Annotated in this window: 17 protein-coding genes; 3 read left to right on the forward strand and 14 right to left on the reverse strand. The window is 52.8% G+C overall.

What is annotated here, in order from left to right; genetic code table 11:
* Positions 1-10 precede the first annotated feature (10 nt).
* Positions 11-2,701, reverse strand: a complete 2,691-nt coding sequence (locus tag ABO04_RS09440) for a glucosidase (protein WP_160810426.1) — start codon at positions 2,699-2,701, stop codon at positions 11-13.
* A gap of 244 nt (positions 2,702-2,945) precedes the next feature.
* Between ABO04_RS09440 and ABO04_RS09445 the strand changes: the two genes are divergently transcribed.
* Positions 2,946-4,217, forward strand: coding sequence for an O-acetylhomoserine aminocarboxypropyltransferase/cysteine synthase family protein (locus ABO04_RS09445; RefSeq protein ID WP_160810427.1), 1,272 nt, complete (start codon positions 2,946-2,948; stop codon positions 4,215-4,217).
* On the opposite strand, the gene ABO04_RS09450 is transcribed toward ABO04_RS09445, so the two are convergent.
* A complete protein-coding gene (locus ABO04_RS09450; RefSeq protein WP_160810428.1) occupies positions 4,205-5,434 on the reverse strand; it encodes an NnrS family protein in 1,230 nt (409 codons plus the stop codon). The genes ABO04_RS09445 and ABO04_RS09450 overlap by 13 nt on opposite strands.
* Before the next feature lie 85 nt (positions 5,435-5,519).
* Positions 5,520-6,446: a serine O-acetyltransferase EpsC gene (gene epsC, locus ABO04_RS09455; protein WP_160810429.1), complete on the reverse strand. Its 927-nt coding sequence runs from the start codon at positions 6,444-6,446 to the stop codon at positions 5,520-5,522.
* A gap of 248 nt (positions 6,447-6,694) precedes the next feature.
* Between epsC and glk the strand changes: the two genes are divergently transcribed.
* Positions 6,695-7,702: a glucokinase gene (glk, locus tag ABO04_RS09460; protein WP_160810430.1), complete on the forward strand. Its 1,008-nt coding sequence runs from the start codon at positions 6,695-6,697 to the stop codon at positions 7,700-7,702.
* A 15-nt stretch (positions 7,703-7,717) separates the two neighbouring features.
* On the forward strand, positions 7,718-8,377 hold the full coding sequence (locus ABO04_RS09465; RefSeq protein WP_160810431.1) for a DUF4126 domain-containing protein: 660 nt from the start codon (positions 7,718-7,720) through the stop codon (positions 8,375-8,377).
* Positions 8,378-8,458: 81 nt separating this feature from the next.
* Here the strand turns inward: ABO04_RS09465 and ABO04_RS09470 are convergent, their stop codons facing one another.
* The 11 genes from ABO04_RS09470 to ABO04_RS09520 form a co-directional block, all read right to left on the reverse strand.
* Positions 8,459-9,799 (reverse strand): DUF6519 domain-containing protein, encoded by a 1,341-nt coding sequence (locus ABO04_RS09470; RefSeq protein ID WP_160810432.1) that lies wholly within the window; start codon positions 9,797-9,799, stop codon positions 8,459-8,461.
* Between the two features lie 22 nt (positions 9,800-9,821).
* Positions 9,822-12,080 (reverse strand): hypothetical protein, encoded by a 2,259-nt coding sequence (locus ABO04_RS09475; RefSeq protein WP_160810433.1) that lies wholly within the window; start codon positions 12,078-12,080, stop codon positions 9,822-9,824.
* 7 nt (positions 12,081-12,087) lie between these two features.
* Positions 12,088-15,225, reverse strand: a complete 3,138-nt coding sequence (locus ABO04_RS09480; protein ID WP_160810434.1) for a putative baseplate assembly protein — start codon at positions 15,223-15,225, stop codon at positions 12,088-12,090.
* Positions 15,222-17,834 carry a putative baseplate assembly protein gene (locus ABO04_RS09485; RefSeq protein WP_160810435.1) on the reverse strand — a complete coding sequence of 871 codons (2,613 nt, stop codon included), beginning with the start codon at positions 17,832-17,834 and terminating at the stop codon, positions 15,222-15,224. The genes ABO04_RS09480 and ABO04_RS09485 overlap by 4 nt, the downstream gene beginning before the upstream one ends.
* Positions 17,831-18,196 carry a GPW/gp25 family protein gene (locus tag ABO04_RS09490; RefSeq protein WP_205012779.1) on the reverse strand — a complete coding sequence of 122 codons (366 nt, stop codon included), beginning with the start codon at positions 18,194-18,196 and terminating at the stop codon, positions 17,831-17,833. Before ABO04_RS09490 ends, ABO04_RS09485 begins: the two co-directional genes overlap by 4 nt.
* Before the next feature lie 10 nt (positions 18,197-18,206).
* Positions 18,207-18,530: a hypothetical protein gene (locus ABO04_RS09495; protein ID WP_160810436.1), complete on the reverse strand. Its 324-nt coding sequence runs from the start codon at positions 18,528-18,530 to the stop codon at positions 18,207-18,209.
* 9 nt (positions 18,531-18,539) lie between these two features.
* The gene (locus tag ABO04_RS09500) at positions 18,540-19,082 is read right to left on the reverse strand and encodes a phage baseplate assembly protein V (RefSeq protein WP_160810437.1); all 543 of its coding nucleotides are present in this window, start codon (positions 19,080-19,082) and stop codon (positions 18,540-18,542) included.
* Entirely contained in the window at positions 19,079-20,203 is a 1,125-nt protein-coding gene (locus ABO04_RS09505) for a hypothetical protein (RefSeq protein WP_160810438.1), read from the reverse strand. Before ABO04_RS09505 ends, ABO04_RS09500 begins: the two co-directional genes overlap by 4 nt.
* A complete protein-coding gene (locus ABO04_RS09510) occupies positions 20,196-20,561 on the reverse strand; it encodes a LysM domain-containing protein (protein ID WP_240141505.1) in 366 nt (121 codons plus the stop codon). Before ABO04_RS09510 ends, ABO04_RS09505 begins: the two co-directional genes overlap by 8 nt.
* A gap of 21 nt (positions 20,562-20,582) precedes the next feature.
* A complete protein-coding gene (locus tag ABO04_RS09515; protein ID WP_160810439.1) occupies positions 20,583-21,242 on the reverse strand; it encodes a hypothetical protein in 660 nt (219 codons plus the stop codon).
* 139 nt (positions 21,243-21,381) lie between these two features.
* The gene (locus tag ABO04_RS09520) at positions 21,382-22,749 is read right to left on the reverse strand and encodes a DUF4157 domain-containing protein (protein WP_164504331.1); all 1,368 of its coding nucleotides are present in this window, start codon (positions 22,747-22,749) and stop codon (positions 21,382-21,384) included.
* Positions 22,750-22,970 lie beyond the last annotated feature (221 nt).

Below are 22,970 nucleotides of genomic sequence, written 5' to 3' on the forward strand. Positions count from 1 at the left end.
GATTGCAGTTTTATGAACCGCAGTTTCCTGCCAGCACGGCTGCGATTTCCTGCATACCTGCCTCTGCCAGATCTTCCTGTTCCAGGGATCCAAAAATCATGAGCAGTGTTACCAATGTTCCCGTCCAGCCGGTCTGGTGGCTGGCACCGAGCCCGGAACCATCTTCGCCATGAAAGTATTCATAAAACAGCAGATGGTCGCGCCAGTGCGGGTCTGACTGGAATTTCTCCGCACCGCCAAACACCGGCCGTCTGCCGTATTCATCCGGCAGAAAGATGCGCAGCAGCCGTCCGGCGATCATTCTGGCAACCTGAAACAGGTTATGCTGCACACCCGAGCGGGCCGGACATTCAATCAGAAAATTCTCTCCGTAATAGGTATACAGCGTCAGCAGCGCGCGAATAATCAGGATATTCATCGGCATCCAGATCGGACCGCGCCAGTTGGAATTGCCGCCAAACATCTCCGAATCTGATTCTCCTGGCTGATATGCAACGGTAAACGTCTGTCCTTCCCAGTGGAACTGATATGGGTGTTCCTGATGATATTTGGAAAGAGAGCGAATACCATAGGGGCTGAGAAATTCTTCTTCATCCAGCAGCCGGGTCAGTACCCGGCGCAGTTTGTCTTCATCCATGATGGCCAGTAGCCGACGCCCGGCGATGCCACGCTTGTTCGGGCAGAAGATATGTGCCGTCAAATGACTGCGCCGGTCGACCAGCGCATCAAACTGCTTGGCGAACTGTGGCAGCTGATCCAGCACAGTTTTCTCGATCACGGTTACTGCGCATAAAGGCAGCAATCCAAGCAGTGAACGCGCTTTCATCCGGGTGGAACTCCCGTCGGGGAAACGCAGGACATCGTAAAAAAAGCCGTCCTCTTCATCCCACATATCGCGGTGCTCATTGCTGATATCCTGCATGGCAGCAGCAGTTGCCATGAAGCGGTTCAAATAGGACAGCACCCGCTGTTCATAATCGGCTTCATGCAGACTCAGTTCCAGCGCAATCTGCAGCATATTCTGCGAAAACAGGGTCAGCCAGGCGGTCGCATCGGATTGTTCCAGGTGTCCGCCGGTAGGCAGTGCCGCACTGCGGTCGAATACGCCGATGTTATCCAGCCCCAGAAAACCGCCTTCATAAACATTTTTGTCCGGCTCCCGGTGCGTTTCCCACCAGTTGAAATTATTCTCCAGGCTGGCAAATGCGGTCTTCAGAAATGCCAGATCATGGCGCTTGTGGTAATCCTGACAGATCCGGTAGACCATATAAACAGCCCAGGCATGAACAGGTGGATTTACGTCACTGAAATTCCATTCATAAGCCGGAATCTGTCCACTTGGATGTTGGTAACGATGATCCAGGAACAGGCTGAGTTGCTGTTTGGCAAAGGTCGGATCAATCATGGCCAGCGGCAACGAGTGGAATGCCGAGTCCCACACAGCAAACCATGGATATTCCCATTTATCCGGCATAGAAAGAATATCGTGGCACTGCATGTGGTTCCACTCCCTGTTGCGCGTACTTTTTGGATCGTGTTCATCCAGCCAGTGTTTTACGTCATATTCATAATACTGTTTTGTCCACACCATGCCTGCCAGTGCCTGCCGCAAAATGCGCTGCTGCTCTTTGCCCAGTTTTTTTTCTGTCAGTGCAAGATAGAACTGATCTGCCTCTTTTTTTCGCTGGTCGACTTGCTTGTCAAAATCGGCAAAAATCTTGTCTGAGGCAACCGCGTGTTCCCGGCACAGACGCAAGCGGATGACCCGGGTTTCACCGGGCAGTATGTTCAGCGTGTAATCAGTCGCCGCCTTGGTGCCGTGGCCTGCCGGGTTAACACTTTCCGTATCTCCCAGGACGACACAATTATTGATGCCGTCCTTGGTATAGCGGCTGGCGTTATTGCCGTGAAACAGTCGCCAGGCATTGGTCTCGTTCTCACAAAACAGCAACGCAGACGCTTCGGCACAGTGCAGCTGATAATCCCCCAGTTCAGGATGACTGGCGTGGATTGTCCGGCAATTGCGTTCATCTGCTGCCTGCCGTAACTGCGGCTTGACTGATCCGGGCATCCACGACCAGGTATTGCGGAACCATAGGGTTGGCAACACCCGTAAGGCTGCAGCTTCCGGTCCGCGATTGATGACTTTGATCCGGATCAGAATATCTTCCGGATCTGCTTTGGCATATTCCACAAAAATATCGAAATAGCGATTTTCATCAAAAACACCGGTATCCAGCAGCTCATATTCGGCTTCCTGCCGGGAGCGTTGCTCGTTGGTGGTAACCAGCGTTGCGTAAGGATAAGCAGCCTGCGGATATTTGTAGAGGTATTGCAGATAGCTGTGGGTGGGCGTGGCATCCAGATAAAAATAATATTCCTTGACGTCCTCGCCGTGATTGCCTTGCGGGTTGGTGACGCCAAACAGACGCTCTTTCAATACCGGGTCGCATCCGTTCCACAGTGCCAGTGCAAAACAAAGTTGCTGCCGGTCATCACTGAACCCGGCCAGGCCATCTTCTCCCCAGCGATAGGCGCGGGCGCCGGACTGTGAGTGCGGAAAATGATTCCAGGCGTCACCATTATCACTGTAGTCCTCTCGCACCGTTCCCCACTGTCGTTCGCTCAGATAAGGGCCCCACTTTTTCCAGGGCAGCTTGCTGCTATCACATTGGTGAATGCGCTCAAATTCTTTTTTCATGGCTTTATTTTGGTTATCGATGACAATATCGGCATGCAATCCCAAGATTGATTGAAGTAAGTGGTGGTGGAGCAGGCTGTAAAAAATGGAGTCCAGTATTTTATAAAATATCACAAATGGAGGATGCAATTGGGTGTGTAGCGTGCATCAGGTACCATCTGATAGATTGTTTGGGTTTAAGATGGATTGCATGTTATCCAGTCAACAGCCGGGATTCCGGTTTACTTTGAAAGAGGAAAATATAATGAAGCGAGAAACACTTGCCATTCATGGTGGTTTTGCCGGTGATCCACAGACGCATTCGGTTGCGGTGCCTATTTACCAGACTACCAGCTACTATTTTGACGATACCCAGCATGGGGCAGATCTGTTTGATCTCAAGGTGCAGGGAAATATTTACACGCGCATCATGAATCCGACTACCGCTGTGCTGGAAGAAAGAGTGGCGCTGCTGGAAGGCGGTGTGGGAGCGCTGGCACTGGCTTCCGGCATGGCGGCCATTACAGCCTGTGTGCAGACCCTGGCCAAGGCGGGTGACAATATTATTTCCACCAGCCAGGTGTATGGCGGGACCTACAATTTCTTTTGTCATACATTGCCAAATCAGGGCATTGAAGTGCGTATGGTGGATGGGCGTAATCCGGATGCGTTTGCGGATGCGATTGATGACAATACCCGGATGGTTTTTTGTGAATCGATCGGCAACCCGGCCGGTAATGTGGTGGATATTGCGGCATTGGCTGAAGCAGCGCATGCAGCGGGCGTTCCGCTGGTCGTGGATAACACCGTGGCTTCCCCAGCATTGTGTCGCCCTTTTGAGCATGGTGCCGATATTATTGTGCATGCGCTGACCAAATATATGGGCGGTCACGGTACCAGCATTGGTGGAATCATTGTGGATTCCGGCAAATTTCCCTGGAAAGACAGCCCGCGCTTTCCGCAATTCAACAAACCTGATCCCAGTTATCACGGTGTAGTGTATGTGGATGCGTTTGGCCCGGCTGCGTTTATCGGCCGTGCGCGTGTGGTGCCGCTGCGTAACATGGGCGCGGCGATTTCACCCTTTAACTCCTTCCTGATTCTGCAGGGCATTGAAACGCTGCCGTTGAGAATGGAACGCCATTGTTTCAATGCGCTGGCGATTGCACGCTATCTGCAGGCGCACCCCAGTGTAAGTTGGGTCAACTTTGCCGGTCTTGAAGACAGTCGTGATTACGTACTGGCGCAAAAATACATGGATGGCGGCATTCCATCGTCAATTCTGAGCTTCGGTATCAAGGGAGGGCGTGAGGCTTGCGCCCGCTTTATGGACAGATTGATGCTGATTAAACGGCTGGTCAACATTGGAGATGCCAAAACACTGGCTTGCCACCCGGCGACCACGACTCACCGTCAGCTCAACGATGAAGAGCTGGCCAGGGCGGGTGTCAGTGCTGATCTGGTGCGTTTGTGTGTCGGCATTGAACATATCGATGACCTGATCGCTGATATTGAACAGGCTTTTCAGGGCGTGTGAGAATCCGTTTTGGGCGGATTTACCGAGGTTTCGTCAGACATGTCTTGATCGGATAACGGTGTTTTGGCTGGCTTCGCGCGCGGTACTCCCCGGCTTTTCAGTAAAACGTACAACGCAAACAAAAAGGCGATACTCCAGCCGGATGCAGCTACTATCAGCAATATTTCCCGGTGATCACTGAAATCTGCTGCCATGCGTGTCATGGCAGCGATCGACATGCATCCTGTCATGGTAACGATTTGTGGTATGCGTGAAGGGTATTGCCTGATGTGCAGGAGCGTCACACGCACGATAACGTTCGTTGCCAGTGTGCCCAGTGCACCTACGGTAATGGCGTGCACTGCAGTGTTGAAATGGCTGCCACCATCCAGTTTTGCCAGCCCCAGTAATATCAGGCCCAGTGCCAGCCAGCCATAGCCCAGCCCGAGGCAGAGCAGATCCGGGCGTGCCAGGCAGTGCCATAATTGCCAGCGGAACAGGCGGATGCCTGCCAGTGTTCCGCAAAGAATCAGCAACATGCCGGAAAGCGGGGCGGCTACAGGCGCCAGCAGATAGGCGGCTGCAATGGTAATGATTAAACCTGCTTCGATATCGGGCTGTACTCTGGCGGTCAATTCCATGCCCTGGCGATAGAATTCCCCGGCAGCGGCAGGGGCCAACATTCTTCCCCCGATGAACAGCATCAGCAACGCAAACAGCTGCACACTTTCATCGATCAGGTAACGATACAGCAGAAAATTATCCAGCTGAGCAGCCAGAATGATCGCGACAGTGCTGGCGCAGATCAGCCCGATCAACGGGACGAGCGAGCGGTTGCGCCATTTTTTTGCAGCCCACAGGCGGGGGAGCAGTTGCCGGGCAAGCAGCAGGGCAAACAGTGCATTGAATAGCAGCGCAGACCAGGCAAAGGGTGCAATCAGGCCTGCTATTCTTGCCAGCAACCAGAAACCCAGATACCACGCCAGCCGTCGGGCAGGCATGGGCCCCAGCAGATAACCTGCAATCAGCGCCGGGGCAAAACCGAACAGCATTTCAAAAGCGTGTCCGGTAGGTACGGACAGTACGGCAGGGCCAAAACCGTACCTGGCCAGCAAGGTCAGCGGGATGATGAGTATCGCGTAGATACATGCTGCCGTGAAAAACCACTGATGAGCGTATGCCTTGGTTGTTCCCGGGAAGATGCGTGCAAACAGATTACCTGGCTGGATCGTATTCATTCCATTACAAATCAGCTTTTGGAGGAATGAATGGAGGTATGGAAGGAATACATGGTTGTTGTGCGTTGATAGTGATTGCTGCGTTTCAATCGCTATGCGTCTGCGCCTGAGTGATCCGGCTGCCGGGGGGAACGCTGCGCGTCAACCAGACATTGCCACCAATAGTAGAACCTTTTCCGATAGTAATACGCCCCAGAATGGTTGCTCCCGCATAAATGACAACATCATCTTCAACAATGGGATGGCGGTCGATCCCTTTCACCAGTGAACCGTGTTCATCCACCTGAAAGCTTTTGGCGCCCAGGGTTACTGCCTGGTACAAGCGTACGTTGTTGCCGATAACCGTGGTTTCACCGATAACGACGCCGGTACCATGATCGATAAAGAAGCTTTCGCCGATCTGTGCGCCCGGATGGATTTCGATGCCGGTCTGCGAATGGGCAATTTCAGAAATCATGCGTGCAATCAGCGGTGTTCCCGAACGGTATAGCTCGTGTGCCATCCGGTACCAGGTAATGGCGGCAACGCCGGGGTAACACACCAGCACTTCATCAATTCCCGGTGCAGCCGGGTCACCTTCATAGGCAGCCAGCACATCGCCATCGAGCAGACGACGAATGGCAGGCAGTCGTTTGGCAAATGTCCGGGTGATCTCGACAGCTTGCGCGTAATTTTTCTGATCGAGTTCCTCGGTGCCTGCATTGAAATGCAGCTCGTGCTGAATCTGAACCAGCAGGGCGCGTAATGTCGAATTCAGGATATGGCCAACGTAATGATCAACACCTTCCACTGCAAGATCGGACGGGCCCAGCCGGTTAGGAAATAATGCAGTACGCAGACCTTCGATAATCCCGGCCAGCACCTTGCGGGAAGGCAATCGGGGCGGCCGGAGATGTCCTTGCCGGTTGATAAGCGCGGTAGTGCGCACATTGCGCAGTTCGGCCACCACATCGTTGATTTGCAAATGTGTGCTTTTCAACAGCAAGTCACCTGCACCGTTGATATCTGTCACAATACCTCCCTGTTTTTTATTATGATTAAAGGGTGCCCTGAATGAACGGGTATCCGGAGTAAACCTGCCGGTAGTGTTCGGAGTCGGCCGGATTAATGGCAGCAAATCCGGGAAAACAGGGGGTCTATTGTACCCGCCCGCATTACTTTTTCTACTACGAGATTTCCAGCTTCTTCATGGCTCATGTTCTAATGAAGTTGCATGTTCTGATGAGCTTGTCATCAATTATGTCGGGAGGAAGATAACTGATGGATCAATATCTGTTGTACGGCGATATTGGCGGGACCAAAACCCTGTTGCGATCTGCTGTAATAAAGAATGAGAAAGCCCAGCTTCATTTTGAACATCGTTATGACAGCCGTGAGTACGGTGATTTTGACAGCATCCTAGAGGATTTTCTACAACGCTCCGGCTGTCAGCCAGTTGCGGTTTGTTTGGCAGTGGCTGGACCGATTGTAGATCAGCAGGTGCATCTGACAAACCTGCCCTGGATGATCAGTGCACCTGCCCTTGCAGAAAAGTTTCAGATCCCTGCTGTGAAAATTGTCAATGATTTCGAGGGGACGGCGGCTTCTATCGAAATTCTGCCGCAGGATGATCTGGTGGTGCTGCAGGCTGGCAAGCCTTCTGCTTCCGCGATGCGTGTTGTGTTGGGAGCAGGTACCGGGATGGGTGTTGCCTGGCTGATCAAGCGCGGGCAATACTATGAGCCACTTGCTACCGAGGCGGGTCATGTTGATTTTGCGCCGACCAGTGCCATTCAGATTGAATTACTCAAATATCTGATGACGAAATACCAGCGGGTTTCAATCGAACGACTGCTTTCCGGTCAGGGATTGACCCATATTTTTAATTTTTTGCAGGCCGATGCGGAAGCGGGTTCTCATCTGAAAAGTATCGCGCTGGATGGAGATGATGGTGCAACGGTTACTCGCCTGGCTTTTGAGCACCAATACCCGCTTGCTCTGCAGGCGCTGGAGCTATTTTCGGGGATTTATGGCGCTTACGCAGGTGATCTGGCGCTAGCCGGGTTATGCCGGGGGGGCGTCTACATTGCGGGAGGGATTGCACCACGCATTATCCAGATTCTGCAACAATCCGGTTTTATTGAGGCATTTTGCAACAAAGGGCGGTACAGTGGGCTGGTGTGCAAGATTCCGGTATATGTGGTGATGAATCCGAAGGCTGGTCTGCTGGGGGCTGGATTACTTGCGCAGCGCATGCTGCACCCACCCGCGCTATCTCTTACGGAATAACGGGAAGCTGACTGAATGAACGGTTATGAAACCCTGATTGCGACGCTGGCCTTGACCATGGGGAGTGCCTGGGCGAGTGGGATCAATCTGTATGCCGCGTTGCTGGTGCTGGGTCTGGGAGGTGTCACCGGCAATATTACTTTGCCAAATGAGCTGTCAGTACTGGAAAATCCGTTTGTGATCGGGGCAGCAGGCGTCATGTATCTCGTTCAGTTTCTCGCTGACAAGATACCGGGTGTGGACAGTATCTCGGATGCTTTACAGACCTTCGTGCGTATTCCGGCCGGAGCCATGCTGGCAGCAGGCGCAGTGGGAGATGTTTCTCCCGCGCTGGAAATTGCCGCGGGTATTCTCGGCGGCGGTACGGCGGCAACCAGTCACGCCGCCAAAACCGGAACACACCTGATGATCAACACCTCACCTGAACCGGTAACCAACTGGACGGCTTCGATCAGCGAGGATTTGATGGTGATTGGCGGATTATGGACAGCGCTGCACTACCCGATCCTGTTTATTGCACTGTTCATTGTATTCATCGGCCTGATGATCTGGCTGTTGCCAAAGCTGTGGGGGCTGATCAGAGGATTGCTGACGAGAATGGCACGATTCCTGAGAATCACATCTTCACCTGTATCAGCCGAAGATAATGCCCAGGAGGATAAAAAACCTTTTTAGGTTTTGGGGGATGTGCGGTCAGCATAAACTGGGTATTGAACATACAAGTCATGTCGTCACGACATGACTTGCTGACGACAGTTACGAGTCTGGCAGACTGGGAGTAATTCCATTCTTGTCGGAGCAGATCCATTGCGGTGCAAATTTACAGCGCAAATCTTCTAGCTTGGAATCATCCTTACCAATTACAGCTAGCGGTGCATAGTGGTGTTCGATGCCAAAGGGTGGCACGCCCTGGACATCTGATTCAGGCCATTCGATTTCACCGGTAGCAACCCGGGCAGGAATCAGCCAGTAATCACCAGTTCGGTAGCGATGAGAAGGAGGATTGTCACCACCAACCGGCATAAACTGAATCTCGATGCCATTCTCCAGCCCGATCCAGCCAGTATTATCTGAACTTTCAGTCACCAAGATTGGACCAGATTCCCAGCGCCTGACCCAGAGAGGAGATTCTTCATCAATCCCCTGTGGTAAAACTGGATTCGTCTTCAGTGTCAGCATATTACCTTCAATCTGGGCGATCTCGACTAATACCCCTGGCTCTCCTCTCAATTCCAGCGCTTTACCAGTTAATTCCACCCATCCGGGGGCTGTAAATCCGCGCGAACTATCCACAGTTAATTCCTTGCCATTCTTTGTGCATCCAGTGACGATCGCGCCATTGTCTCTGGACCATTTGAAAGTTGCCTGATCACCGTCATTCGTCTCTGTTGCGCTCGCTGTACCACTATGATGAATTTCAATCCGGTACAGCTGATTTTCCTGGCCCCGGTATCTCGCGTCAGGGGCAGTCAGGCAAGGCTCGGTTGAATTTTCTGAAGGCTTGACACGTGCCCTTAATAATCCGCGATTTTTGGACTGCCAAAGCTCGATCCAATTCTTCCAATTATCAGCCAATGCATCTTGATCCAAACTTTCAGGATTTAGCGCTAAATCACCAATATTTGACCTAATCTGCGTTTTAATCTGCCAAATCACTTTGGTACGGGTCGCGGTATCTGGTCCGCCAAGGGCTTTTTCGCGGATTTCGTCGTCCTCCAGTGCGGTGATATGCCGTTCCCAAACATCCAGATAGACCAGGTAAGGTGTATCAGGAAGTTTGGTATCCTTTTCAAAACTCTCCTGTTCTGTGTATTTGGTATCTATTTCGTTTTCGCAGAGAATGCCATCAACATAATAGCGACCTTCACCAATGCTTAAATCCTTCTCATCTTCCGTCAGAGAAATCTTGAAACCATCCGAACCTTCTGGCCCGGCATACGATCCGATCAGATCTGCTGCCAGGGTACGCAGGTAATGCAACAGGATCGCTGTTTGTTCATTCGTATCCGCATCCAGCTGCACGCGGCCCTGTTGTTGCAGCACGCGACTGAAATGTTTTTTGGCATTGAAAGTATCCCTTGAAAAATCGCCTTTCATCGTTATGCTCCTGATTCTGGATTTAACTGGCAAAAATAATGCCGACATCGGCTCCGGCCGGGACATACTCATCCAGGCGAGTGCGGAGATTGGCTTCACGCTGCGGGTGAAACAGATCGTGGAACACGCCCATTTCCGATTCATCCTCCGCGCCGCGCTTGATTTCCTGCGCGCAATTCAAAGCCAGCTGACAATAAGCCGGCATACCGTAATGCATACTGCTGAACTGAGGTTTTACACGCAGCCGTTCACAGACCTTGGCGGCTTCAATCTCATCGGCTTTGATTTCACCGCCTGCTTTCTTCTGCTTCCGCAGATTCTGTTCAACTGCGCCCTCAACCAGATCGGGTTGGCACTGAAAGCGGGAGGGCGTGCGTGAACCCGGTGTGATGTAGCTGAACCGCAGACAGCCGTATTGCCGCCGTGCGACGATTACACGTCCTGCAAAGATACTGTTTTCCCCCAATTCAATGGCATGCGCCTGTACCTGACCCAGAATGGTACTGCGCGCAATGATTAGGACCGCATGTCCCATAGAGCAGCCTGGGCCACCAATGGCTTCCCGATCAGTGCGGGTGGCATCGATCACACTGTCGTTGATACATAACCGAATCGGATCAGACTGGCTATTCCTTTCGTCCGCTACGCAGTGCGTCTGTTGCCCTTCTTCCGGATGATCCGGCTGTGTCTCTGGCGGTTCATCCGGGATCGACCAAACCGGATCGAGCTGAATTGGACCCACGATACTGTGCTCGATCACGACACAAACCTGTGGGCTGAAAACTTCAAGGGAAGGCTCCGTGATGCACTGTGGCTGGCAATCACTGTCCAGACTCCACCCCGGCACCAGTGTGGAGTGGCGAATTGTCACCTGTTTCAGATCTCCATCGAGCTGAACACCCCGGCCGGTAACCATCACGCCGTCCAGCGTAAAACGCTCCCCTTTGCTGCCGGTTACGGTCAGCGCATCCGATTGGCTCGTCCGCCAGTCCAGCAGCCGAATCACCGGGCGCTTTCCGCTGGCCGCACGCAGCTGCAGACTTTGACGACCCTCGGCAAATTCGATATGAATAGGCTCGACATACACCCGGCTGTCATCGATCTCTATCACCGCATGAGCGGGTTTCGTTTCTTTCCATTGCTTAAGTGCTTCATTGATCGTTGTATATGCATCCTCCTGCCTGACACGAAATACTTCATGATCAGCAGGCAGGGACAACTGGCGAGCATATTCACCGCCGCCGATATCTGCGCTGAATCCATAGTGATAACTGACCCACACCCCGTATTTCGGCACACTTTTCGGTGGAAACGCGATGCGCCCCAGTACCGGATCCACCGCGATCGTACCGCGACGCGGAAGGTATCGCCAGCCACTCAGATCCGCCGGAACGATTTTGTCCGGTGAAACAATGACTCTGCCGTTTTTAACCCCTGTCCAGATATAAAAACTACCCTGCTCCCTGTACAGATGATCCCTGTCCTTCACCAGCGCGTTGCGACGGATGGAGACCGGCAGATTGAATTCATCGGCAATATGAGTCGGATCCGTTTCAGGTTCCGGTTTCACAAACAACGGCGCATCATTGCCCAATACACTGAATGTGAAGCAATGCGGACTTTCCGCTTCCACGCAGAAAGCCGGTGTCTGGGTAACAGAGTAAGCCTTGAGCCGCCAGACAAATACCCTGATACTCGGAATATTATGACGGCCTGCCGTCAACCCGGAATTGATGCGCCGCACATCCACAGTATGAGCAATCTGATCAAAAGGACTGTCCAGCTGCTCCAACTGATCATTGTTGCGTAAATCGACCGTACGCCCGCGTTCCAGGTGCAAGTGATTGAGCGCCTGGTTCCAGCCGAGCAATTTGTAATATTCCACTGCACGGGCCGGCCATCCCGCGATATCGTTCACCAGTTGTTCCAGTAATGCCAATGAGCCCTTGCGCCGACGGTAGTGAATCGTATTCGCCACTTCACGCCGGGGTATCAAGATCTTGTTCCTGAGCTGATCTTGCCGGGTCGCTCCGGTCGAAGGTTCGCCGGCTTCGTGTACCGGCTCATAGCCGATCAACTCGCCTAGATAGGGAACCACCCAGTCCTCGCAGGTTTCAATAAACCAGTTTTGATAAAGCTGATAAATATCATCTTCAACCAGATTGACCTGCTCGGAAATGATTTGCAGCAATGCTCTCAGCGGCTCGCCCTGCTCTGCGTCCCGCATCCGGTAAATGACCGGAAGCAATTCATAGAGACGGTCTATTCTTGCATCGTTCATGGCTTCCTCATTTAATCTGGTTCAATATTAATGTTGCTGGAACATCGGGACTTAAAAACGCCAATTGCGCAGGGCGTATTGCGCCGTTTTCAAAACCGGCCAGATTGACTTGCAAGCGCTGCCTTACCCCAACCGTTTTGCCAAAACTGCCATAGTTTTTGCAATTTTCATATTTGTCACATTCCGCATCTGCCGTTTTATCCTCACAGTAGGTTTCCATATCTTCAGCGCTCCATCTTGTGGACAGGCAATCGACAGCTTCCGATATTTCATTGGGCGTTAACAATCTCCGGTTGCCATCTTCTTCGGAAATTTTTTCTGGAATGCCGCCGAATGCATCGACATCCACATAGGCGACACCGCGAACCGACTGCATGGCGCTAAGGATTTCACTCAAAAATACATCCTGACCCAGTTCACGTCGCTCGAAACTGAACTGATCGAGCAATGCACTACGAACTTCGGTAACAACGGATTCCCATTGATAATCGGGTAAGATCGCAATACCTGCCTCGATCACGATCATTAATAACTCGCGCACGGCCAGTTGTATTTTCTGGAAGGGATCGCCAAAATCGTACAATGCCCGAAGCAGGTTTCTGAGCAAATCGGAATTCGCGTCTATGGGAACATCGTCGACGCCGGCGATGGTGACGTGGATTAACGGTAACCTACCGTCGTTCAGTTCAATCGCATAGGCTTTGCCGACGCCCGCAAAGACACGGGAGAAATCCTCGCAATCCTGAGTCGACACCAAGCGATCCAGTGCTTTAACGGCCAACGGCACATGTCGGCGCGCCTGATCGCGGGTTTCCCTGTCGGCACCGCCCGATGCGCGCAAGGGATTGATCACTTCCTTGACGCCCAACGGTTTGGTCAGTAACAGCGAAATCTGCTCCGCCCTGACATTGCCTGCGCGGCCGATACCGTTACGGTATTGGGCGCGTATATTCTCCACACCGGATGGAAGTCTTGCGCCTTCTCTGCCGTTGCCGAAAGTCACCGCCGTTTTATCGTCGTTGTCGGTCTGGGTAACAAACGCGCGGTCATTGGCTTCCAAGCTGGCCAAGGAATCCGCCTCATGCCATTCGATATGATTCACAAAGACTTTTAATGTGCTGTCGATCCCTGAAGGTTTGGCCGCCGATACATGGGTTAACGGCTTTTGTTTGAGTTCAAACGTTTGCAAAGCCTTGGCACCATTCCCGCTGCCTAAAACCTCCAATCGGGTTTCTCCATGCGTGGCTTTGACGACGTTGCCGTAAATCGTTACGGTATCGCGCTTGAAGCAATAGGCGAGTTTTTCGGCAAATTGAACATAGGTATGAAGATTTTCATCGGGCAATTCTGTTGCTATATCGTGCGTTACCGACGCCAGTAGTGCCAATTCACTAAATCTCTCCCCCGCAACATCCTCGCGCTCACCAGACACAATTACCCATCGACCGGCCTCCAGGCCGCTATAAAAACTATTCAGTTCAATTGTTTCTTCTTTGCCTCCGCATACCGGTTTAGTAATTGGTTCTTCAGCGAGTTCCAGTTCTTCCGGTTGAACATATACCTTGGTCGTCCTGATTTTTTGAATATCTTCCTCGCTCTGCGGATTCCACCAAGTTTGACCTTGTCTCAGTTTAATTTTTGTTGTTTCTCCAGTGATTCCATAAGCAGATCTCGAAATATTCTGTACTGTATCAATGCTATAAACTTCTAAACCCGCGGCATCTGTTTTTTGAATAGCGATGTAGTCACCGGGAGACACTTCCTTGTAAATTCGATCCAGATAGAGAGTATCCCCCCCCTCATTGATTGAATCTTTATCAGCACCTAGATCAACCTTCCACTCCGGCCAAGGCTGAGGTTTAAGATTTCCTGCTTTAGGATTGCTTTGCAGATGTCCTTCACCACCGGGTATCAATGCTGGTTCATATTGAGGTTCTTTAGGCGCATTGTGTCCAAACAAGGACGCCGTTGCTCTAAAAGCATAAACCTTGATTTTTTTGTCGGTCAATTTGACCCGGGCCGTTGCCGTAGCCAAACGATCCTTAAGTACGGGAGAGAAAGCACCCAGAACGGAATAGCCTGCTTGCGCTACCGACTCTCTGGGGATATTGGAAACAACACCATGAAAGATAGCGTTAGAAAAAGCGTCCGCACTTTTTGAAGTAGCATTGCTTCGCAAGGCAAATTGTTCTGCCAGGCTATGACCCTGGCTTTTCTTTAACTGATATTTATTTGCTGGTTGTATGGAGGCCGGTATAACTAATTGATCAATAATTTTATTGAAAAAAATATTGATCGGAAATACAGCAAACCCGGTAAGCGGTTGTTTGATAAAAGTCACCAGCGTACGGTCTGATTTATTCTCAAGCAAAACTTCCTTAATATGTTTGAAATTGAGAATTTTGTCTTTATCACCTTCTTTTTCACCAAAATCTATCAATAAAGCATCATTTTTCTTTAAATCGGTACTAAGCCCTTTTAAGTAAATTTTGGAATCCGTTCCAGATGTGCCTTCAATAGTTGCCTTGGTCTGCGCCTGCGTCACCCTCGGCTTCAAATTATTCCACTGCGCCCTCGCCTTCAGATCCTCGCTGGTCTCGAATGGCTGTGGCAATTCACCGGGTCCGGGAATGCTTTGCGCGCGGCTTCCTGCCGGGATCACCACCTCTTCCTGGGTATTGGCATCGATGGTATAGGCGAGAAACACACTGGCCGCCACGCCAGGCCGTGGCCTGTAACCGACCAGTCTGGCTAGTTCCACGATGGAACGACGTTCGGCTGCGGTCCGCAGATAGCCTTCATTGGCGATGCGCTCCTGATAAAAGGTCAGGACATCGGCCACCGTTGCCCAGGCATCTAAGAAAGCAAGAGAAGGATCGGCTGTGTCCCGGGTCGTTAACCCCGTTAACGGATAAAACTTGCGGGTATTTCCTTCGACATCCTGTTTTTCCAGATAAAATCCGGTCAAACGCGCCGTCATGGTTTCCAGAAAACTGGCATGCGTGCCGATCCGATAACCGATTTGCGATAAGCCTGGGCGGTTGTAGGTAGGCAAAGGCGTGACAATTTCAATCCCTTCGCAGCAACCGCAAGCTGCTTGATCAACAGCTGCGGGATAACAGCAATCACAGCAATTCGTTTTCATCTTCCACCTCGCATGTCCAGGGTCAGTTTTCCGTTTTCGGGAAAGCTGGGGTCGTTATCCAGACGGGCGATTTCAAAAGGCCCCAAGGGCAACAGACCGGTTTCTATTTCGTTGTTTGCCGGCTCGCCGAAACGCTGCAGCCTGGTCACCTCGACGCTTTCTATGCCTTGAACCGATTGCGCCACCGCGACGATTTTGCTCAGATAGACATCATCGCCAAAGGTCAGCTGATCGGGATGGAAAAGGCCCAGTTTGCCGTTAGTTGATCTTTTATTACTGAAGACATTCAGCAATTCCGCCTTCACATGCCCTCTCAAATAATTTGACTGGACGCAAATTGCCAGTTCGATATCCAGCGGCACCCGGTGTGCGGACTTGACAACGAGGTCATGGCCAATGCGGCGATAGCGATGCAGCCGGCAGGTGATTTCATCAAGCAAGGCCTGGTCCGCCTCCTCCCGGCCAAAGGGATCGACGGCGACCCAGACTTCGTACCAGCTCCCGTTCCAGCGTAATCTGGCGATAGCGTTCTGGACTTTGGTTTTAAATTCGCGCAGCACGATGGCGGCATAGTCATCGGCAATGACAGCCCGCTGCAGTTCTTTACGAAAGGCGTGCGGCGCAAACAGTTTGACTTCGGAAATGGGTTCCCTCTCTGCTCCGCCTTGCGCCGGCATGGGGTTGCGGACATTGATAATTCCGTCCTGTGGGTTGTTTGTAAAAACCACGTGTGCGATCGATTCGGCGCCGACATTACCCGCCACGCCGTTACCGATGCGGTATTCGGCATGAAACTTCATACCGGCAGCGAGTTTTCTGCCCAGCTCCCCGTTGCCGAAACGCAAATGGGCACGCCCTTCCTCATCGAATTCTGCAATAAAATGTACGTCATCCGCCTGGCTGACCAGCAAATCTACTTGCGGCAGCCAGTTCAGTTGTTGCATATTTTCGTCCTGACTGGTTAACCGAATCGCTGGCACAGCATTATGAACGTCTTGTTCAAGCGATTGCGCTGCCGGTTTATCGCTGATAACAGCTTCGCTGATTGTTAAAGGGAAAAATTTTAAGGCCGGGTTGTAGCGCCCGGCACTGCTTACTGCCTCAGCTAAAACACCTTCGCCTTTGCAGCACTCGCTGGAATCTCCTGCCGGTACGTCGTCCAAATTCTCATCCACCGTGTGACCATGATCGACCAGGATGACATTGCCGCAGGCAATACTGACGTCCTGAATGATCTTGCAATCCGGCGGCGGCCCCAGTACGGAAAGGCACAACGGGAATGGCAACGCATCCTCTTCACTCCAGTTGATATGCGTAACAGGCTGATCGGTCAACGGATCGACATCGCCGCTTACGTCTGTCAAGCGCACCGCATGCCGGTGTCTGGGATTAGCGTCTTGAGGATTCCCGGTTTCAGGACCAATGACTTCTTCAAAAAGCAACACATCGCCCGGCCTGAGGCGCAGCTTCACCGAAGACACGGTAGAATCTCGTTCTCTGGTTGAGGCAGTGATTTCCGGCTGTTCCGCATGTTTCCCGGGTGGACACTCCGAATCCTGGCCGGATGCCTCGGGCGGAACCCATTCGCCTAGCAAGGTCGCGCTGGTTGCTCCTTTGGGAATGCAGCATAGCTGATCCCCCCAGGTATAAAATGCGATTCGGTTGTGATCCTTATAAAACCGAATATCCTTGTCAGCAATGGGTTCGAAAACTTCATAACGGGATGCGGGCAACTGCCGCAGTTCCTGCTCAGTGATTAAGGTGCCTTGCGCAAATCGGACACCGTCAAGCCGGGTGATAAAGTATATGTCACTCGCCATAATCCCCGACAAGTCGTTGGCTACTTCTACGCACAACCAGGCACGGGCGTTACAGCCTTCATGCATCCGATAATCGACCAGGCGCGCATGGCGGCGTACCGAAATCCGCTGCCGCGCCGTATCGAGGTAGGCTTCGGTGGCTACTGCGTCCTGATAGTAACTGAGGTGATCGCCGGCATAGGCCAGAACCTCGACCAGCGCAATGCCGATGTCGGGGATATGCCTTTCTTTCCAGTCCGGCATGGTCAGGGCCAGACGGTCCAGAATCAGCTGCCTGAAGCTGGCATAATCCTTGGCGAGATAATTGATATCGGGTTCTGTTGCGGGCTCTACGGGACAGGCAACCTGAGCTTTACAGTCCAGCTCATTGGGGCAATCTATTTTGAAATTGAATTCAATCCGGTCGTAACGCGGGTCAAACCTGGAATGCGGCTGCCAATGGCCTTGTTCATCCTGCTCGACCACCCGCAAGGTATAGGTGGAAAAATCCCCGGCCTTGTCGACGATGACTTCCATGAAATCATCGAATTCAATCCGTCTGGTCTTATGAATTTCGACACTGATCACACGGATATCCCTTACCCGCCGTCCGCCCTCGATTCGTATATTGATCTCCGTCAAATCATCCGGCGTCTTGCCCAAAAAATAAACCCGTAGATACCGCTGATCATCCAGTCCGGGTTGAGTCTCGAAAAGATGTCCCACTTCCAGATAATCGAGGCCGCTAAGTGCTTCCTGCTGCTGTACGCTTTCCCGACGGAGTCCACTGTTGCAAATGAGACTTTTCATGTCGAGGTACTCCGGGTAAATGTCGTTGCCGTAATCTCGCCGGTTCGGCGCACCTTGTACGTCAACTCGACGCGCAGACTGGCATCTTCGCTGCTGACCAATAACGCCTGAATCTCGATCAGGTCGCCCAGCCACTGTTGTAAACCTGATTGAATGGTAAATTGCAGCGTCGCCGCCAGTTCCGGGCTGTTCGGCGCGAAAATCAATTGCAGTATGCCGCTGCCGAAATCCGGCCGGTTGACACGTTCGCCGTTGTTGGTGAATAAAAACTGCTCGATCATGTCCCTGATATGATCGTTATCGTCCGTCAATGTGGTGCGTCCGCGATTGTCGAAATGGAACGGAAAGTCGATATTCAACATACCCTACTCCTTATAATGCGCTGATCCGAGGCTGGGTGGCGATAATCAACAATGGCGTACCGGTCGGTGCGCAGATGGCCTGGCTGCTCTGCACCAGCAGCGGTTGACCGTTGGAGAACACGCGCGTGGTGCCGCTAAGCCACTGCGCCGTCACACACGGGCCGTTTGCTGCCGGTGGCGGAGGTAAAGTACAGCCGGCAACCACGTAGGGCGTGGTTATCAGCACCGTCGGCTGGCTGCTGACGGTCACCCGCGGATTCGGCACGGTGGGCATCGCCTGGCCGGCATGCAAACACATCACTTGAGCGCCGACATGAACGAGAAATCCAGGCATGCTTATCTCCTAAATAATGACCAGAGCGCCGTTGTTGATCGTGATGGTAGGGCCGACCATGTTGATGGTGGCGCCCTTGCCGTTGGAAATAAAAATCCCCGCATCGTTGACTACGATGGACGCGCCTGTCGTACTGCGCAGAATGATGCCCCCGGTTGTCGGCGCCGGTGGCATGACCGGCGGCGGCACGGACGGCGGCAAATCGCTGATGATGACGGCCTGTTGCAAGGTGGACTGAAATACGAAACTCGGGGCGGCCGGATTGCCCGCCGTTACGGCCAGGGGCATCTCGGCAACCGAGCCATACCAGCAGCCGCTCCAGATCGGATAATCGGGATCGCCCTGCTCGAACTCGACCCAGACGCCGGCGCCGATTTGCGGCAGCACATAAGCGCCCATTTGTTTTCCCGAGCTTGGGAAGCAGGGCATTGCCCACGACGTTGGCACCAGCCCTGCCACATCGGGAACTTGCACCTGCAGACGCCCTATTTGCAAAGGATCGACATTGTTCAATACCGTGCCCCGGTATTTTCCGTAGTAAGGCTGGCTCATACAGGCACCCTCGGCGTAATGGATACCAGGCCGTTGCGTGTCAAGGTAAAGCTTTGCTTGAACTCGCCTTGTTTCAGCGTACTGGTCACTTTTTTGACAAAATACAGCCCATTGTAGGCCATGCCTACACCCCTGACGCCCACCAACTGCCGCGCCTTCAAAATTCGGCCGTAGCGCACCACATCTAGAGAGCCCTCGCCTTCCACCGCGTCGGCGGAACGAGAAGCCTCGGCCACGCCGCGCGAGATAGCTTCCATCGGCGGCAGTTTCGCGGTTTCCCGCAAGACCGTCACATTGGTGACAGGCGCCGGAATAATTCCCAACGGCGGTTGCAACGGATTGAGATTAGGGATCGGCAGAGGAATCGGGAATTTGGTGAGCTGGTTCTGGATGAGCACAATCGGGATCGTGGTGTCTGCAGTATTGAAACTGAAGGTCAGCGATTCCACGTTGGTGTGCGCGTCCATATCCATGTTCAAGGCCGGCTGCGGCGGACCAACCTTGATTTCCGGCCCCCAATAGGCAATGTTGGTACCTGGCGCGGGACCAGGGTCAATATAAAATACATAGCCCGCCAACCTCGCCAGCTCTTGGACATAGGCCAGATCATGGCCTTTCTGCGCAGGAATGCGCTCAACCGGAATAGGCACGTCCGTGAACAGTGTGGGAATAACCATGGGGATCATTCCGAACGCCGCATACTTGGCGATAATCAAGAGGATGCGCGCCTCCACCGGCATGGCCGGAAAAGGAAAGCCGCTGAAGTCGATCAGTTTCATCGCCTTGGTCAAATCATCCCCGAATACGGTCAAGGTCGATTGCCCTGGCTGGCTTCCAGGCGCAATTTGGTTGCGGGTCATAAGGCCATCCATCAACACTTGGGGTGTGCCGTCAATGGTAACGATGATAATGACGCGCAGCATCGGCGTTTGGCCTGCCGCCACCAGGAAAATGGTTTGCAAGGGCGAGCGGTTGCTCAGGTTGAATTTCAACTTGAAGGCGCTGGGCACATCGGTGTTGTGGGTGACTTCAACTTCCGTCAAGGCGTCGAGCACCGCTCTCGGCACCGGCACCGGTACCACTGGCCCCACCAGCAAGGTTAGATGAATGCCCTTATGCATCTGATACTCCCGGAATCCCCTGAGGCAAAGTGATCCTGAGTCTGCGTCCTATCGTCTCGGTCAATTCATCGGGACGCATCGCCCTGTTCGCATCGCACACTTGCCAGAACTGTTCCGGGTCGCCCAGATAATGCGCAGTGATATTATCCAGGCGCTCGCCTTCCGTAACGACGTGTTCCTGAAGCAGGGCAAAATTTTCCGGTTGCGGCAGAAAACGTCGTTTGAGATAGATAATCGTCCTGCCGTCCGGCGCGGTTAGCGTCGCGGTTTCAACGCCATAATAACGACTAGTAGCCGGAAATAGCGGCGTGCTGAATGTCCTGCCTTGCAACATCAATTGTAGTGGATCGGTCATCATCAACTCCTATAAACAAGGCGGTTATGGAATACCGTTAATACCCAGGCTGGCAAAGGAGCCACCCTGGTGTTTGGCCGATAATTGTTCTTTATTCTGCAAAAAGCTCATGAACAGATTGCCGCCTTTATGAGAGAAACCTAAATCGTCGATGCTCAAGACCCGCATGCCCAGGCTCACTTTTGCCCGAATCGGATTCAGCGACGGATCGAAAGCTTCTTCGGTAATGCTGAATTCGGTCAGCCGTACCGGCACGATCCGGTTCTTACTCCAGGTAAACAGCATCAGCGGCGTTTCCATCGGCACGATTTCCAGGGTTCCTGAATTCGCCAGACTGTTGTTAGCCTGCAGCTGGCTGCTGCTCGGATAGATCATTGTCTCCAGCGCGGCCAGCTGGGAATGCAGGCCGGATTGAACGATCGTGGCGTTCTGGTCCGGGAACTCCAGCTGGTCCGCCGCATCGATCTCGGCGTCCAGCTTGATGGTTTCAACCGGTGGACCTTTCAGGCGCAGCGCTTCCGAGCGGTCGCCGCTCCCCCCGCCCACGCCCTGAATCTGGAAAGAACGGGTCAAGGTATCCGAGTTGTATTGAAGGGCGATAATCCGCTGCACCGCGCTGGTGCCTGGATTGAGCAATACAATGCCGCCTTTGATCAACTTGGGTGAGACGGGAAACGTGGTCATTCAAAATCTCCAGTTACATCTTCAAAAAGCAGGGTACGTTTTACGCACCATGTCGGATGTTTTTAAAATAGTCATAATAATTTCATCAGTTATTTGGTGCATGGAATGCGGCCTGGCTGGTGTCTCTTCATTAGTCCATTCATTTACTGCCACCCGACTTCTTAGGGGCTTGTTTGCCAGCCTTGCTCCCGCCAGCCGGCACCACGATTTCTTCCGGTTTGTCTGGTGTTCTGCCGCTGAGACAGTGGACGTAGTTGGCCCATGAATCAGCGGATTCGAACGCCCCCTTCGAAGTGCAATCGAAAACAGGGAAATACTGTTCACCGGCATCGGCCTTCCCTATGCCCTTCACATGGGCCATCTCGTGGATCATCGTGCGGATCCGTCCCTCGTTGTTGCCAGGATCCGCAAAAAAACCTGGGCACAAGACGATCGGTTGCCGATGATCGCGAACATAGCCGGCCCGTGATCCACAGTCTGGGTCACCCACACCAGCCACCTTAACGTCCACGGTGACAAGCCCGCCCCCCATGCCCCTTAGCACTTCGCTAATCTGATCCATGTTCGGACTGGCCCAATCGAACTTGATCTGAGCAAGGCGGTTAGCCTCTTGAAACTGACCGGCTCCCTGAATCCCACTGGCTTTGAACATGGCCGTTTGTGTACGAACCGCCGCCGCACTGCGAGCTTCGTCGATCATTTTCTTTTGCGCTTTACTCGGTTCCACCGGTGAAACGACCTTCGGAGCTTGGGACTGGTTCTTCTTGTCCTTATTTTGCCGCTGCGGAGCGACTGTTCGTGCGGATCCGACTACGTGTGCAAATCCCGCCGTAACCACTTTCTGTGCTGCGTGATTCGCCTCGTGTTCCAGGCTATCATCCTCTGCAGTCAACCAATCCGGGGAAAACCGCTGGACACCTGCATCGACGCCTCTCTGCTGGATGGTGTGCGCCAACTCGTGGGCGAGCAACCACCTCCCCTCGTGCGACCCTGGCGCGAACCGGCCTGCACCGAACACAACGTTTTGACCCACCGTATATGCATTGGCGTTCACATCCTTCGCAGATTGTTCAGCGGTCGTTCCAGAATGAACCCGCACCCGCGAAAAGTCCTGGCCGAAGCGCTGTTCCATGTCCTGTCGTAACGCCGGTTCCAGCGGTCTGCCGGAGCCGACAAGGACACGGTCCACACTGGCGGGCGCGGTCTCCACCCCCTCGGTTGCCTGCCCCGCGTAGCGCTGGATGCGTAGTGGTGTGGTGCTAACTGGGGAATGTCCCGGCGCTGTCATCACCTGATCGGCAACCCGATCTGCTTCTTGTTCCCGCAGATCGTTACTTGCACCAATGCTAAGTTTACGTTGTAAGCCACTCTTGTTCTTCACACACTCCACGCACTCCCCACCTGTAACCTTATGTTTCCCGCAAGCGCACTTGCGTTGGAGAATGCCTCGATGTGGAGGCAAAAAAACTGTTGTTTTGGCTTGCTGAGCAACGGTTGTTTTATTCATGGCCGATTCCTCCCATACACCAATTGAGTGATTTTCGTCGCATTGTTCCCAGTCATTTAATGATGATTGTGGTCTGTAATTTATTATTGACTGTATTCACAATTTTCGCTCCTACTCTAGCTCATGTTTATGAACCTGTTTACAACTTAACTACGTATTAAAGCGCCTTCGACGGTACCGTTCCCACAATCCAGCCGTGATGCGGTTAGATTTCCAATCCT

Source organism: Nitrosomonas sp. HPC101, assembly GCF_009833125.1.
Taxonomy (GTDB): Bacteria; Pseudomonadota; Gammaproteobacteria; order Burkholderiales; family Nitrosomonadaceae; genus Nitrosomonas.

Excerpts from the sequence above, each read along its gene's own strand:
- ABO04_RS09440 (WP_160810426.1), bottom strand. The coding sequence starts at position 2,701 with ATGAAAAAAGAATTTGAGCGCATTCACCAATGTGATAGCAGCAAGCTG.
- ABO04_RS09445 (WP_160810427.1), top strand. The coding sequence starts at position 2,946 with ATGAAGCGAGAAACACTTGCCATTCATGGTGGTTTTGCCGGTGATCCA.
- ABO04_RS09450 (WP_160810428.1), bottom strand. The coding sequence starts at position 5,434 with ATGAATACGATCCAGCCAGGTAATCTGTTTGCACGCATCTTCCCGGGA.
- glk (WP_160810430.1), top strand. The coding sequence starts at position 6,695 with ATGGATCAATATCTGTTGTACGGCGATATTGGCGGGACCAAAACCCTG.
- ABO04_RS09465 (WP_160810431.1), top strand. The coding sequence starts at position 7,718 with ATGAACGGTTATGAAACCCTGATTGCGACGCTGGCCTTGACCATGGGG.
- ABO04_RS09470 (WP_160810432.1), bottom strand. The coding sequence starts at position 9,799 with ATGAAAGGCGATTTTTCAAGGGATACTTTCAATGCCAAAAAACATTTC.
- ABO04_RS09475 (WP_160810433.1), bottom strand. The coding sequence starts at position 12,080 with ATGAACGATGCAAGAATAGACCGTCTCTATGAATTGCTTCCGGTCATT.
- ABO04_RS09480 (WP_160810434.1), bottom strand. The coding sequence starts at position 15,225 with ATGAAAACGAATTGCTGTGATTGCTGTTATCCCGCAGCTGTTGATCAA.
- ABO04_RS09485 (WP_160810435.1), bottom strand. The coding sequence starts at position 17,834 with ATGAAAAGTCTCATTTGCAACAGTGGACTCCGTCGGGAAAGCGTACAG.
- ABO04_RS09490 (WP_205012779.1), bottom strand. The coding sequence starts at position 18,196 with ATGTTGAATATCGACTTTCCGTTCCATTTCGACAATCGCGGACGCACC.
- ABO04_RS09495 (WP_160810436.1), bottom strand. The coding sequence starts at position 18,530 with ATGCCTGGATTTCTCGTTCATGTCGGCGCTCAAGTGATGTGTTTGCAT.
- ABO04_RS09500 (WP_160810437.1), bottom strand. The coding sequence starts at position 19,082 with ATGAGCCAGCCTTACTACGGAAAATACCGGGGCACGGTATTGAACAAT.
- ABO04_RS09505 (WP_160810438.1), bottom strand. The coding sequence starts at position 20,203 with ATGCATAAGGGCATTCATCTAACCTTGCTGGTGGGGCCAGTGGTACCG.
- ABO04_RS09510 (WP_240141505.1), bottom strand. The coding sequence starts at position 20,561 with ATGATGACCGATCCACTACAATTGATGTTGCAAGGCAGGACATTCAGC.
- ABO04_RS09515 (WP_160810439.1), bottom strand. The coding sequence starts at position 21,242 with ATGACCACGTTTCCCGTCTCACCCAAGTTGATCAAAGGCGGCATTGTA.
- ABO04_RS09520 (WP_164504331.1), bottom strand. The coding sequence starts at position 22,749 with ATGAATAAAACAACCGTTGCTCAGCAAGCCAAAACAACAGTTTTTTTG.